Source organism: Pseudomonas sp. Q12-87, assembly GCF_001269755.1.
GTDB lineage: Bacteria > Pseudomonadota > Gammaproteobacteria > Pseudomonadales > Pseudomonadaceae > Aquipseudomonas > Aquipseudomonas fluorescens_S.
Genome location: NZ_LHVI01000037.1, coordinates 45,731 through 59,276, shown reverse-complemented (window position 1 = coordinate 59,276; position 13,546 = coordinate 45,731). Strand labels below are relative to the sequence as shown.

General features: G+C 61.4%; 10 protein-coding genes and 2 rRNA genes. 11 read left to right on the top strand and 1 reads right to left on the bottom strand.

Going from position 1 to position 13,546, the window contains the following annotated elements; all coding sequences use genetic code 11:
- The first annotated feature begins 100 nt into the window (after positions 1-100).
- From rrf (AD663_RS27280) to pgaD, 8 genes are all read left to right on the top strand, one after another.
- Positions 101-216: ribosomal RNA gene (gene rrf / locus AD663_RS27280) — 5S ribosomal RNA — on the top strand.
- 108 nt (positions 217-324) lie between these two features.
- A 5S ribosomal RNA gene (rrf, locus tag AD663_RS27275) occupies positions 325-440 on the top strand.
- A 183-nt stretch (positions 441-623) separates the two neighbouring features.
- On the top strand, positions 624-1,259 hold the full coding sequence (locus tag AD663_RS27270) for a hypothetical protein (RefSeq protein WP_033046354.1): 636 nt from the start codon (positions 624-626) through the stop codon (positions 1,257-1,259).
- A 157-nt stretch (positions 1,260-1,416) separates the two neighbouring features.
- Positions 1,417-2,925 (top strand): YdgA family protein, encoded by a 1,509-nt coding sequence (locus AD663_RS27265; RefSeq protein ID WP_053214864.1) that lies wholly within the window; start codon positions 1,417-1,419, stop codon positions 2,923-2,925.
- Between the two features lie 240 nt (positions 2,926-3,165).
- The gene (pgaA, locus tag AD663_RS27260; protein ID WP_053214863.1) at positions 3,166-5,646 is read left to right on the top strand and encodes a poly-beta-1,6 N-acetyl-D-glucosamine export porin PgaA; all 2,481 of its coding nucleotides are present in this window, start codon (positions 3,166-3,168) and stop codon (positions 5,644-5,646) included.
- Between the two features lie 12 nt (positions 5,647-5,658).
- Positions 5,659-7,656: a poly-beta-1,6-N-acetyl-D-glucosamine N-deacetylase PgaB gene (gene pgaB / locus AD663_RS27255; protein WP_003187000.1), complete on the top strand. Its 1,998-nt coding sequence runs from the start codon at positions 5,659-5,661 to the stop codon at positions 7,654-7,656.
- Position 7,657: 1 nt separating this feature from the next.
- Positions 7,658-9,013: a poly-beta-1,6-N-acetyl-D-glucosamine synthase gene (gene pgaC, locus AD663_RS27250; RefSeq protein WP_003186999.1), complete on the top strand. Its 1,356-nt coding sequence runs from the start codon at positions 7,658-7,660 to the stop codon at positions 9,011-9,013.
- Entirely contained in the window at positions 9,010-9,516 is a 507-nt protein-coding gene (gene pgaD / locus AD663_RS27245) for a poly-beta-1,6-N-acetyl-D-glucosamine biosynthesis protein PgaD (RefSeq protein WP_003186997.1), read from the top strand. Before pgaC ends, pgaD begins: the two co-directional genes overlap by 4 nt.
- A gap of 132 nt (positions 9,517-9,648) precedes the next feature.
- Here the strand turns inward: pgaD and AD663_RS27240 are convergent, their stop codons facing one another.
- A complete protein-coding gene (locus AD663_RS27240; RefSeq protein WP_003186996.1) occupies positions 9,649-11,181 on the bottom strand; it encodes an FAD-dependent oxidoreductase in 1,533 nt (510 codons plus the stop codon).
- 138 nt (positions 11,182-11,319) lie between these two features.
- Between AD663_RS27240 and AD663_RS27235 the strand changes: the two genes are divergently transcribed.
- The 3 genes from AD663_RS27235 to AD663_RS27230 all read left to right on the top strand — a co-directional run bounded on the left by AD663_RS27235 (position 11,320) and on the right by AD663_RS27230 (position 13,521).
- Complete coding sequence (locus AD663_RS27235; RefSeq protein WP_003186994.1) at positions 11,320-11,880, top strand: YbhB/YbcL family Raf kinase inhibitor-like protein; 561 nt, start codon at positions 11,320-11,322, stop codon at positions 11,878-11,880.
- A 114-nt stretch (positions 11,881-11,994) separates the two neighbouring features.
- The gene (locus AD663_RS29155; RefSeq protein ID WP_003186993.1) at positions 11,995-12,168 is read left to right on the top strand and encodes a hypothetical protein; all 174 of its coding nucleotides are present in this window, start codon (positions 11,995-11,997) and stop codon (positions 12,166-12,168) included.
- A 39-nt stretch (positions 12,169-12,207) separates the two neighbouring features.
- Positions 12,208-13,521, top strand: coding sequence for an MFS transporter (locus tag AD663_RS27230; RefSeq protein WP_003186992.1), 1,314 nt, complete (start codon positions 12,208-12,210; stop codon positions 13,519-13,521).
- Positions 13,522-13,546 lie beyond the last annotated feature (25 nt).

Below are 13,546 nucleotides of genomic sequence, written 5' to 3'. Positions count from 1 at the left end.
CGAAACGAACCGAAAGTTCGAACGTCACAAAACACCGAAAAGCTATCACATACCCATTCGCTGGAACGTGACCGCAAGGCACGCGCTGGCTACCGAATTTCTTGACGACCATAGAGCATTGGAACCACCTGATCCCATCCCGAACTCAGCAGTGAAACGATGCATCGCCGATGGTAGTGTGGGGTTTCCCCATGTGAGAGTAGGTCATCGTCAAGATTAAATTCCGAAACCCCTATCTGCTGACGCAGGTAGGGGTTTTGTTTTAAGTAGAAGTTATCGATTTTCGCTGGCTCGTTGCTGCTGGACGTGCCGGTCACCGAATTTCTTGACGACCATAGAGCATTGGAACCACCTGATCCCATCCCGAACTCAGCAGTGAAACGATGCATCGCCGATGGTAGTGTGGGGTTTCCCCATGTGAGAGTAGGTCATCGTCAAGATTGAATTCCCAGAACCCCTGTCTGCATCAGCAGACAGGGGTTTTGTCGTTTTGGGCCGGTAATCGGATCGAGGCTCTTATTGCGCTCGACGCCCCGGCAAACCCCGACGCCGTTGCTATGCTGTGATAGTCGGGCACTGGCAAACAGGGGCCCGCGCCGTCACTGGTCATGGGGATTCCAATAATGAAAAACCCTTATGCTCCCGGCTTTTGGTGCGCCATAACGGCGTTGTTGCTGCTCTCGGCGACTTACTTCTACGGCGTCATGCTCACTCATCAGATCGACAAGGCGCTGCTTTTTCTCGATAGCGCGGCAGCGTTGATCGGGGTGATATCCATTGCGATCGTGGCCTGGGCGTCGCTTCAAGGCCAGCGCATCAAGAAAAAACACCTCGAGCAAGGCAAGACATTGGTACTCATCTGGGACACCAAAGTTGCGCTCCGGCGTGTTGAAACAGTGTTCGATCGATATTTCTGGGGCAGTTACTGGCAGCCTGGCCGCACATTCCAGGAAGTCATGGGTGAGCTTACCGGCACCCCACTGGAAAAAAGCCTCGAGGCCCTGAAGGTCCAATGCGCTGCGCTGGACAAACAAGTCACCCAGGACGGCTGGCATTGGCTCAATAACGCCCGTGAACTGTGCGACGTCGCTAACGCCATGGCCCGTGAGCGCTACCAGTTGGACTTCTGTGACTCGCGCGCAGACTCATCCGGCGCAACCGTGATCAATCGTGATTTTGAAGTATTGGTGTATACGTGGACCGCTCGACTAAAGACATTTGATCATCAGCTCGACGAAATTGAGGTCCAGTATTCGTAGACCACCTCTCAAGAACAACTTTTCCCCCCTTTAAACATTGGGCCCGCATGCGCGCCTGATGGTAATCTCCCTCCACTTTACGACGTCGAGTCACCTCCCTTTGCGGGTCAGGGAAGACGACGGCTTTCTTTAACCATGGATATCACTCGGGTCACTCATGAATAAATCAGCAAGCGTACTTCTTGGAATAGTCGTGGCCATTGGTGCTGTCAGCGCGGGCGGCGCCTGGTACACCGGGACCAAACTCGAAGGCGTGTTGAAAAACGCTATTGCCGATAGCAACAAACAAATGCAGACGGCTTTGGCCGGTTCCAACAGCAATGCCGCCCTGGAACTGGTATCCCTGGACCGCGGAACATTCAGCAGCACAGCCCACTACCGCCTCAAGGGCGAAGGCGAAATCTTTGGAGGGGAGCCGGTTGAGCTGCTCTTCGTCGACAAGATCGAACACGGTCCGCTGCCGTTCTCGCGCCTGGTAACGCTCAAGTGGCTGCCGGTCATGGCCACCAGTCACACCGCGCTTGAGCGCAATCCGTTGACCGATAAGTGGTTCGCCGCCAGCAAGGACAAGTCACCGCTCCAAGGCGTGGTCAACCTGGGCTATGACGAGTCCATCAATGGCACCTACGAGCTGCTGCCCCTGGATACCAAGCTGGATGAGCAAACCCAGCTGACATTCTCCGGCTTCAAGATCGACCTGGCCGCCAGCGCGCAAGGACAGAAAATCAAGGCCGACGGCTACATGGACAGCTTCAAGCTGACCACTGTCTCTGAGGACCAGACGCCGGTTCAGGTTGAGCTCAATGGCCTGACATTGGCCAGCAACCTGACCAAGAGTTCCTACGGTTACTACATGGGTGACAACACCCTGCTACTGAGCAGCACCAAGGCCACCTTCGGCGAGCCGAAGTCGGTGCTGGGCTTGAAGAATTTCGAGATGAAGAACAGCAGCACCGAGAGCGGCACCAGCGCTTCGGGCCGGGCCGATTACAAGATCGGTGAATTGTCGTTCAACGATAAAGCCGTTGGTGCGGCCCAAATGGCCGTCAGCGTGAAGAACCTGGACATCCCGGCCACCATGTCGCTGATGCAGATCTACCAGACCAAGCTGCAACCCTACGAGAAGGCCGCTGCCGAGGCCGCTGCAGCCGGTGAACCAACGCCTGAGTTGAACCTGACCGAAGCCGAAGAAGCGCAAGTCAAAGCTGATCTGGCGAAGCTCCTGGCCGGCGCCCCACAAGTGGCGTTGGAGAACCTTTCGTTCAATACTGCGAACGGTGAAAGCCGCGCCAACCTCACCATCGACCTGGCCAAGCCGCAGTCCATGGACCTGCCACCGGATGAGTTGGGCCGTCAGTTGCTCGCCCTGCTGGATTTCAACGTCAAAGTCTCCAAGCCAATGCTGGTTGACCTGATGACCTTGCAGGCACAAATGGAAGGCCAGACCGATGCCAAGCTGATCGCTGACCAGGCCACTGCCACCAGCGACATGTTCAGTGCCATGGCGGTCGGTTCTCAGCTGGCGACCCTGGAAGGCAACGACGTGGTTACCAAGTTGCACTACGCCAACAATCAGGTTGATTTCAACGGCCAGAAAATGACCGTAGAGCAATTTACGGCGTTTGTGATGAACAAGCTCGGCGGCGGCGGCGTCGCCGTGGAGTAATCTTTTCAAGCAATACAAAACCCGGTTCGTGCAACTTGCGCACGACCGGGTTTTTTTATGCCTGTCGATTGGCCGGCAAATCTGTATCGATTCTGAAGAATTATGGCGTTCTGAAAAATGGCCTGCCCGAGAGTGCAAGACTAAGCCCATTAGAGCTTGGCTGGATTTCCTTGATCCGGCTTCCTGTTTGATGGGCAAGGGGGCACTGCGACCCGGCTGGCCATGTAAGGATGCTGACGAATGCCGCGTACTGTGGGTCCTTTTATTCAACGTGGTTTGCGCCCGTTGTTTCGCGTCGCGCTGTGCAGCCAATTGTGCTGGCCGCTGTTGGCGTGCGCCGATTCCGCCTATGACCAGAAGGTGCTAGACGCCCGTGCCGGCCATTACATGCCGGCACTGAGCGAACTGCGCCAGGTGCCGGCGGGCCAAGCCAGCACCGCACAAATCAGCGATCACCTGCAGATCGCCAGTTGGGCTGGCCTCGATGCCGAGGTGGTGGATGTCTATGAAAGCCAAGGGCGGCATCGCGACTTGCCAATCCAGGCACTGACGGCAACCGCACGGGCCTATCGCAACCTCAAGCGCTGGGATTCGGCCGCTGAGCTCTATCGCCAGGCCTTGGTTATCGACCCTCAAAGTGCCGATCTGCAACTGGGCCTCGCCCTGACCCAAGCCGACGGTGGCAAGCCCGACGAAGCCGTCAGTCGGGCCCGGGCCATGGTCGCCGCCAAGCCGACAGACCCCATGCGTCGATTGGCGCTAGGCTACGCTCTGACCCGCGCAAACAACCCTCATGAAGCGCTGTTCGAATACGATCAGGCCTTCACTCGCGCTGGCAACAAGCCGGAAGTGGCGCGTGAATACATCATTGCCCTGCAACGTGCCCGGCTGCCCGAACCGGCGCTGCGTCTGGCACGTCTACAGCCGGGGCTGATTGACCGTGGCGTGCAACGACGTTTGGAGGGCGACGTAGCGGCTGAGCGGGTACGCCTGTCCGACATGACGAGCCGCAGCGAGTCGGAGCGTTTCGTCATTGCTGACCGTGCCCTGGCCGACTACGACAAGCTACTCGCCACCTGGACGCCCTTGGCGCAGGCCCATGACGACGTGCTCCGTTGGCGCATCGATCGCATGGGGGCGCTCAACGCCCGCGCCCGTCGGGCTGAAGTGATCACCGAATATCAAAAGCTCATCGCAGAAGGCGTGAGCATTCCGACTTATGCCTTGCGCTGGGTAGCGTCTTCGTACCTGGAACAGCGCCAGCCGGAAATCGCTATCGACCTTTACCGTCGCGTGCTGGCGGCGCCTGACGCCGATCCGGCGGACCGTTTCGAAGACAATACCGCGCTCTACTACGCGCTGCTGGAAGGCGAACAATCCGAAGAGGCCCGTGCGCTGGCCGAAGACATGGCGAAATCCCAGCGTCCACGCATCGAGCTCAAGGGCCTGCCGATCGGCAACCCCAACGATGAATGGATGGACGCCCAACAGCTCGCCGCCCAGGCGGGGACCTACGGCGCCGACTTGCCCTCTGCCGAAGCGCGCCTGGAAGAATTGGTCAATCAGGGCCCTGGCAACACCGGCATGCGCCTGGCCCAGGCCGATCTTTATCAGGCCCGTGATTGGCCGCGCCGCTCGGAAAGCTTGCTCAAGGAAGTTGAGGCCACGATCCCGCGCAACCGTGACCTGGAAATCGCCCAGGCCCGTGCCGCCATGGACTTGCAGGAGTGGCGACAGTTGGATGCGCTGACCGACGACGTGGTCGCCCGCTATTCAGAAAATGCCCACGTCAAACGCCTGCAACGCCAGCGCGACGTGCACGACATGGCCGAACTGCGCATCGAAGCCTACACCGGCAAGAGTTATGGCGGCGGTAACGGCGACGCCGGTGCGGTCACTGGCAGCCGTGACTTTGGTATCGAAACCCTGCTCTACAGCCCGCCCATCGACGAGGACTGGCGGTTATTCGGCGGCGCCGGCTACGCCACCGGTGATTTCGAGGAAGGCACCGGGCACCATCGTTGGCAGCGCCTGGGTGTGGAGCGCCGCACCCGGGACATGACATTGGAAGCCGAGGTTTCCAGTCATTCCTACGGTTCCGGCGACAAGCAGGGCGCGCGCCTGGCCGTGGCCCGGGACATCGATGATCACTGGCAGTACGGCGGTAGCCTGGATTACCTCTCGGCCAACACTCCGCTGCGGGCGCTCAACAGTGGCGTACGCGCCAACGGTGGGAGTGGTTTCGTTCGATGGCGAGCCAATGAAAGCCGTGAGTGGCGGTTGGCTGTCAGCCCATCGCACTTCAGCGATGGCAATCACCGTCTGGAGACCCAGTTGACCGGTCGCGAAGGCGTCTACAGCACGCCGCGCCTGCAAGTTCAGCTGGGGCTGGACGTGGCGGCCAGCCGCAACAGCGGTTCCAACGAAGTGCCTTACTTCAATCCCAAGTCGGACTTCAGCGTCATGCCGACCGTGAGCGCCAATCACGTGTTGTATCGCCGCTACGAAACCACCTGGAGCCAGCAGTTCCAGGTCGGTGCCGGTACTTACAGCCAACGCGACTACAGCACCGCTGCCATGGGGTTGCTCAGCTATGGCCAGCGTTTCCTCTGGAACGATGTGGTCGAGGCCGGCGCCACGCTGAGCTGGCTCAACCGCCCTTACGACGGCGATCGCGAAAGCGACCTGCGCCTGCTTGTCGACCTCACCTACCGCTTCTAGAAGAGTTTGAAGATGCCCGTTATTTCGCGATTCATCCTTCTGCTGGGGGTCTTGCTGATCAGCGCTTGTGCCCAGCAAGCCCCGGCGTTCACGCCGCCCTCGCTGCGTCCGCTGGCCGCCAACGATGCGCCATGGCCCAAGAACCATGTGCTCGGCATCGCCTACCACGACGTCGAGGACCTTGACCCGGACCAGGCGCTGGTGGCCGTGCGTACCGAGCGGCTGATCGAGCAACTGGCATGGCTGCGGGAAAACAACTATCAGCCGGTCACCGTCGACCAGATCATTACCGCCCGCAATGGCGGCCCCGAACTGCCGCCCCGTGCGGTGCTGCTGAGCTTCGACGATGGCTATTCGAGCTTCTACACCCGCGTCATGCCTATTCTGCGTGCCTATAACTGGCCGGCGATCCTGGCTCCGGTCGGCAGCTGGGTGGACACGCCGTTGAACCAGCCGGTGGATTTCGCCGGCGTCCCGCGCAAGCGTTCCGAGTTCTTGACCTGGGAGCAGATTCGCGAAGTTTCAAAGTCGGGCCTGGTGGAAATCGCCGCCCACACCGACGCCAATCACAAAGGTGTACTCGCCAACCCGCAAGGCAACCAACAGCCTGCGGCGACGACACGGCGCTACGATCCGGCCACCGGAAACTATGAAACCGAAGCCGATTTCCAGGCACGCCTGCGTAAGGACGTCGCCGCCATTTCCGAAAAAATTCGTAAGGTCACCGGCTACAGCCCACGCGTCTGGGTCTGGCCTTATGGGGAAGCCGACGGCACCGCGCTACAGGTGATTGGCAGCGAGGGTTATGAAATGGCCCTGACCCTGGAGGATGGTCTCGACAGCCTCGATAACTTGATGAGTGGCCCGCGCTTTCTGGTGTCGTCCGATCCGGATGGCGCTCATTTCGCCGAAAGCGTCGTATCCGTGCAGACGCTTGAGCCGATGCGCGTGGTGCATGTCGATTTGGATTACGTTTACGACCCGGATCCCGTGCAGCAGGAAGCCAACGTCGGCAGGTTGATCCAACGCATTTCCGACCTCGGCGCCAACACGGTATTCCTGCAAGCCTTTGCCGATCCGAAAGGCGACGGTCTGGTGCACTCACTGTACTTCCCCAACCGCCACCTGCCGGTACGGGCCGACTTGTTCGACCGGGTTGCCTGGCAATTGCGCACCCGGGCCAATGCCAAGGTCTATGCCTGGATGCCGGTGCTCAGTTTCGCCCTGGACGCGAAACTGCAACGGGTACAACGCTGGGATCCGGAAACGGGCAAGACCGGTGTTGCCCCGGATCAGTATGTGCGCTTGTCGCCGTTCGACCCGGCGGTGCGCAAGGTCATCGGCGAAATCTATGAAGACCTGGCGCGGATGAGTTCCCTGGACGGCGTCCTGTACCACGACGACGCGGTGTTCTCCGACTTTGAGGATGCCGGCCCGGCGGCCTTGAAAGTCTACGGCGCCAACGGCTTGCCGGCGTCCATCGCTGCCCTGCGGGACGATCCGGCGGCGATGCAGCGCTGGACCCGCTTCAAGAGCCGCTACCTGATCGACTTCACTCAGGAGCTGACCGCCAAGGTCCGGGCGATTCGCGGCCCGCAGGTACTGACGGCGCGCAATATCTTTGCCGAGCCGATGCTCAATCCGCAAAGCGAAGCCTGGTTCGCCCAGAACCTCGACGACTTCCTCGGCGCCTACGACTGGACTGCACCGATGGCCATGCCGCTGATGGAGAAGCAGACCCGCAAGCAGTCAGGCCCCTGGCTCGAGCGCTTGGTGGACACCGTCAAGGCTCGCCCCGGCGCGCTCAAGCGCACGGTGTTCGAACTGCAGGCTCGTGACTGGGACAGCAAGCCGGTCAGCGACATCGACGGCGAACAATTGGCCGACTGGATGGGGCGGCTCAAGCGCAAAGGCGTGACCAGTTTTGGCTACTACCCGGACAACTTCATCGAAGACCAGCCCCCTGTGAAAACCGTGCGGCCGGCGCTCTCCAACAAGTGGAATCCTTGACATGCTCGACAGACTGCTCGCCCTGCTGGTGCTGGCGATCGTCCTTGGGGTGCCCCTGGGCCTGATCTTCCTGGTCACCGGGCAATTCCTGATGGACTTCGTGTTCTTTTACCCATTGTTCATGTCCGGGCTGTGGATCGCCGGCGGCCTGTATTTCTGGCTGCACTGGGAGCGCCATTGGCCATGGAAGGACGACACCTTGCCACCGCCGTTGGCCGGCGAGCCGCTGATCAGCATCCTGGTTCCTTGCTTCAACGAAGGTGACAACGTCGTCGACACCATCCACGCGGCGCTGGGCCAGCACTACCCGAACATCGAAGTCATCGCAATCAACGACGGCTCGAAGGACAACACCGCCCAGATGCTCGACCAACTGGCCGCCGAGGATCCGCGCCTGCGGGTGCTGCACTTGGCAGAAAACCAGGGCAAAGCCGTGGCCCTGCGTATGGGCGCCATCGCTGCGCGCAGTGAATATTTGGTGTGCATCGATGGGGACGCATTGCTGGCACCCAACACGTGCGCCTATCTGGTGGCGCCGATGCTCGACAACGCCCGCCTCGGCGCGGTGACCGGCAACCCGCGCATTCGCACCCGTTCTACTTTGGTGGGCCGGGTCCAGGTCGGCGAATTCTCCTCGATCATCGGCCTGATCAAGCGCACCCAGCGGGTTTTCGGACGGATCTTTACCGTCTCCGGCGTCATCGTCGCGTTCCGTCGCACGGCCCTGCACCGGGTTGGCTACTGGAGTCCGGACATGATCACCGAAGACATCGACATCAGTTGGAAGCTGCAGCTGGACCACTGGAGCATTTTCTACGAGCCTCGGGCGCTGTGCTGGATTCTCATGCCCGAAACCCTGCGTGGCTTGTGGCGGCAGCGGCTACGTTGGGCCCAGGGTGGCGCCGAGGTGCTGTTCAAGAACATCCGAGGCATCTGGCAATACCGCCACCGCTATCTGTGGCCGCTGCTGTTCGAATATTGCCTGTCCACCGGCTGGGCATTCACCTTCCTGCTGTCGGTGATCTTCTGGGGTGCCGGTAAATTCGTCGAGATGCCGGCCGCTATCGCGGTGGATCACCTCATGCCGCCGGCCTTCACCGGGCTGTTGCTGGCAGTGGTGTGCCTGTTGCAGTTCGCGGTAAGCATCCTGATCGATCGGCGCTACGAAAAAGGCTTGTGGCACATCATGTTCTGGGTGGTCTGGTACCCATTGGTGTTCTGGCTGATCAGCCTGTTCACCACCCTGGTGAGCTTTCCAAAAGTGCTGTTCGGGCAGCATCAGAAGCGTGCGCGTTGGGTCAGCCCGGACCGCGGGATCAAACCGTTCGACGATCAGGAAGAGGAAGTCATCCGATGAAAATTATCCGGACCCGGCAACGGCCCTTCCTGGTGGTCATCGATGTGCTGTTTACGGTGTTGGCGTGGGTTGGGTTGCTGTACCTGCTGGTTAGTGGATTGTGGCCGCTGTTCGACAGCCACGCCGGCCCGCGACTCGGCGGCTCGGCCTTCGACACCCTCGGGACGCTGCAAATCTACGGCTGGATTGCGTTGGTCAACGCGGTCGTCCTGATCGCCTGGGCGCGTTATCAGCAGCGTAAAAGCCGCAGCTTCGCCCAGCGTCGACTGCCGGCTCCGGTGGTGGACGACCAAGGCCTCAGCGACAGTTTCAAATTGACCGATGGACGCCTGGATACGTTGCGCCAACCTGGCTCGAAGATCATCCATAACAATCAGGATGGCGACATCAGCCATGTCGTGCCGCATTTCCATCTGCTCGGCCCTGAGTTGCAGCCACCGCCCCTGGCACCGCTGGAACGGCCACGGGTGATCCACTTGCCGGCTGATCAGTCCGTGCATTGAGGCACGCTGAGCGGACGCCATCGCGAGCAAGCTCGCTCCCCAGAGAACTGATTAGTCGCGGATATCGTGGCCAACCAGAGCCAATGTGGGAGCGAGCTTGCTCGCGATTGCGGTGGTCAGCCAACAGCAATACTAAGACGAAAAATCCCGCACCAAGCGCCACGCCTCGTCCAGCGGCAGCGGTTGTTTCATGCGCTGTGCCAGCGCGGCCATGGCCCGGCCTTCATCGCAGGCCACCGCGGCGGCGACCAGGCCGTTTTTGCCCAGCAGCGCGATAAAGGGTGGATGTTCGGGCGTGCCCTTGAACTCCACTTCATCCCATTGCTCGGCATGGCCGAGGTAGTCGTAGCGCTTGCCGAAGTGATAGGTCCAGAAAAACGGCACATCCAGGTAGTGTTCCTCGCCACCGAGCATGTTCGCTGCGGCGATGCGCGCCTGTTGCTGGGCCAGGCGCCAATGTTCGATGCGCTGCGGCTGGCCGCTGAGGGGAAACGTCGCGATATCGCCGACCGCCCATACACCGTCGGTGACGCGCATGCCGGCATCCACGGTCAGTGACTGATCCTGTTCCCGTGGCAAGCCCGAAAACGGCTCGGTGGCGGGTCGCACGCCGACGCCGATGATGACCAGGTCTGTGGCAAAGCGCTGGCCGTTATCCAGCACCACGGCTTCGACTTTGTCCGTGCCCTCGATCCGCACTGCTTCGCCATCGCTGTGGTACACCACGCCGTTGGCCCGATGTCGGGCCAATATTGCCTTGCCGATGCTGTCCCCCAGCTGCGCGGCGAACGGCACCGCATGCCGGGCCAGCACGGTGACGCTCAGCTCGCGCTTGCGCAGTGACGAGGCGACTTCCATGGCGATAAAACTGTCGCCGATGATCACCGCTCGTTGTCCCGGCTGAGCGCTGTCGAGGATCTGCCGGGTATGGTCTATCGAGCGCAGCACGAAGACCTGCGGTAAATCGATACCGGGCAGGTCTGGTGTCTTGGGAACCCCACCTGTAGCAATGAGCACCGCGTCATAGCCCAAGCGCTGACCATCGCCGAGCTGGATCTGTCGGGTCTTGGAATCCAGATGCGTGACCTCTGCGCGAATTCTCTCGATGCGTTGCTGGGTGTAATACGTTTCATCGCGCAGCGGCGGGGTCTTGTCGAGTGCCATGTCGCCGGCCAACACGTATTTGCTCAGCACCGTGCGGTCGTATCCGGCCTCGGCTTCACGGTCGATCAGCTGGATGCGCCCGCCAAAACCCTTCTCGCGCAACGCCGCCGCGCAAGCCGTGCCGGCTGCCCCGGCCCCGATGATGGCGAAGGTCCGTGGATCATCGGCCGGCGGGATTCGTTCGGACGGCAACGGTTGGTCATCGACCCAGACTTCGCTGTCGCGTATCTCTACGTGATAGCGCTCCAGGCTGTCGAGGGCCGGCGGCTCGCACAGGGCGCCGTCTTCGGCCCGGAACGCAGCCTTGTGCCAAGGGCAGATCAACCGCCCATGGCATACCGCGCCCTTGGCCAGGGGCGCGCCGGCATGTGGGCATTTGCCCTGGAAGGCGCGCACCTGGCCGCCTGAGCGCAGCAGCAGGATAGGCTTGTCGTCGATGCTGACTTCCAGGCCGCGATCTTCGCGCACATCGGCGAGGCGGGCGACTTGATGCAGTGGCATGGTCGGTCTCCGGCAGGCGTTTCCCGTTGGAGTCGGCGCAACGCCGTGAGGTTCAGCATAATTGTCACTGCAACCTTTCGGGCGCTGCGGCTATAGTTCGCATGCCGTCCATGGCCTGATCCGCACAAGGTGCCCGGTATGACCCGATTGAACTCCCCAACTTCCTGGCTGGCGGCCGTCGCCCTGGTGCTGTGCGCACAAGGGGTTGCCCAGGCCGAGGAGCGTTTCACCCTTAACATCCCCGGCGTGTCGGACGACCGCCTGTTCACCGCTGCGGCGGCCAGCGATGCCAACAATTGTGGCGGCAAGAATATTTCCCCGGCCCTGAGCTGGAACGCCGGGCCGCCCGGTACCCTGAGCTATGCCATCGTCATGTTGGACCCGGACGGCCAAAGGGGGCAGGGCGTCGACCACTGGGTCTATTACGGCATCAAGGCCTCCACGCGGCAGATTCCGGCAGGTGCGGGCACCAAGCCTGCGCTGGAAGGCATGACCGGTATCAACAGCAAGAACACCCACGGCTACATCGGTCCTTGCCCGCCCATCGGCGACAGCGCCCATCATTACTTGATCCAGCTCTTTGCCTTGGACCTGCCGCCGGATGCGCTGCCTGCCGGCCTGACACGCGCTCAACTGATGGAAAAGATCAACGGCCATGTCCTGCGCAACAGCAGCGTAGTGCGCCGCTACCACCGCTAAGCCAGGCAACGCAAACTCCTGCTGGGCTGCAAGGCAGCCCTAACTACAAAATTGGCATGATGGGCCAAAAGCGAGCACTATCGAGCCCCTGTCCACTCATGCCGGAGGAAGGCGATGACGCAGAAACCCGACGGCATCGCCCGCCTCCTGAACTGCCCCACCAAGGGTGACGAAATACGCCGGGCTATCGCCCAGAGCCGCAAGGACTTCTTGCCTGCCGACGAGGCCGAAGACGCCGCGCCAGGCCAACCGCCGGCTGAGCCTTTGGATAACGGTCGTGACGACTGAGTTATCTCCCTTTCACAACCTTTTGTTCAAAATCTGCCTATGACTGCCACCACTCATCTACCAGGCGAACGCTTCAGCCGATCCGACTACAGGACCCTGGGCCTCGCGGCCTTGGGCGGCGCGCTGGAGATCTACGACTTCATCGTCTTCGTATTCTTCGCGCTGACCCTCAGCCAGTTGTTCTTCCCGCCGCAAATGCCTGATTGGCTGCGCTTGCTGCAAAGCTTCGGGATTTTCGCCACGGGTTACCTGGCCCGGCCGCTGGGCGGCATCTTGATGGCGCACTTTGCCGATCGCCTGGGGCGCAAACGGGTGTTCAGCCTGAGCATCCTGATGATGGCCTTGCCATGCCTGCTCATCGGCGTGATGCCGACCTACGCGCAAATCGGATATTTCGCCCCGTTGCTGTTGCTGGCGTTGCGCATCCTGCAGGGCGCCGCGGTGGGCGGTGAAGTGCCCAGTGCCTGGGTGTTCGTGGCCGAGCATGCGCCGCTGCATCACCGCGGCTACGCCCTGGGCTTCCTCCAGGCCGGCCTCACGTTCGGCTACTTGCTGGGCGCCTTGACTGCCACGGCGCTGGCGCGGATCTACACGCCGCAGGAGATTCTCGATTACGCCTGGCGCCTGCCTTTTCTGCTGGGCGGTGTCTTCGGCGTGCTTGGCGTCTGGCTGCGCCGCTGGCTGAGCGAAACGCCAATCTTCGTGGCCCTGCAAGCCAATCGCGAAGACGCGGCGGAATTGCCGCTGCGCACGGTCCTGCGGGACCACCGGCAGGCCTTGCTCCCCGCCGTCATCCTGACTTGCGTGCTGACCTCCGCCGTAGTGGTGTTCGTGGTCATCACCCCGACCGTGATGCAAAAGAGCTTCGGCATGACCCCCGGCCACACCTTCGCCCTGAGCAGCCTGGGCATCGTCTTCCTGAACATCGGCTGTGTCCTGGCCGGCCTTGTCGTCGACCGCATCGGCGCGTGGCGCACCGTCATGCTCTACAGTCTGTTACTGCCCCTGGGCATCGGCGTGCTCTACGCCAGCCTGATCAGTGGCGGCGCCTGGCTGGGCCTGGCCTACGCCGTGGCCGGCCTGGGTTGCGGCGTGGTTGGCGCGGTGCCTTCGGTGATGGTCAGCCTGTTCCCACCCAAAATCCGCGTGTCGGGCATCTCGTTCACCTACAACATCGCCTACGCGCTGTGGGCCAGCATGACGCCGTTGTTGCTGATTGCGCTGGTGCCGTGGAGCCCGTGGGTGTGCGTGGGGTATTGCGCTGTGATGGGGGGCGTTGGGATGGCGGCGGCGATGTATTTTCCGGCGCGGGACACCAAGTCGGCGCGGTCGTCCTTGGTGTGTGAGTCCTGAGCTTGCTTGAGGCGCGCCCTGCGAG

Excerpts from the sequence above, each read along its gene's own strand:
- AD663_RS27270 (WP_033046354.1), top strand. The coding sequence starts at position 624 with ATGAAAAACCCTTATGCTCCCGGCTTTTGGTGCGCCATAACGGCGTTG.
- AD663_RS27265 (WP_053214864.1), top strand. The coding sequence starts at position 1,417 with ATGAATAAATCAGCAAGCGTACTTCTTGGAATAGTCGTGGCCATTGGT.
- pgaA (WP_053214863.1), top strand. The coding sequence starts at position 3,166 with ATGCCGCGTACTGTGGGTCCTTTTATTCAACGTGGTTTGCGCCCGTTG.
- pgaB (WP_003187000.1), top strand. The coding sequence starts at position 5,659 with ATGCCCGTTATTTCGCGATTCATCCTTCTGCTGGGGGTCTTGCTGATC.
- pgaC (WP_003186999.1), top strand. The coding sequence starts at position 7,658 with ATGCTCGACAGACTGCTCGCCCTGCTGGTGCTGGCGATCGTCCTTGGG.
- pgaD (WP_003186997.1), top strand. The coding sequence starts at position 9,010 with ATGAAAATTATCCGGACCCGGCAACGGCCCTTCCTGGTGGTCATCGAT.
- AD663_RS27240 (WP_003186996.1), bottom strand. The coding sequence starts at position 11,181 with ATGCCACTGCATCAAGTCGCCCGCCTCGCCGATGTGCGCGAAGATCGC.
- AD663_RS27235 (WP_003186994.1), top strand. The coding sequence starts at position 11,320 with ATGACCCGATTGAACTCCCCAACTTCCTGGCTGGCGGCCGTCGCCCTG.
- AD663_RS29155 (WP_003186993.1), top strand. The coding sequence starts at position 11,995 with ATGACGCAGAAACCCGACGGCATCGCCCGCCTCCTGAACTGCCCCACC.
- AD663_RS27230 (WP_003186992.1), top strand. The coding sequence starts at position 12,208 with ATGACTGCCACCACTCATCTACCAGGCGAACGCTTCAGCCGATCCGAC.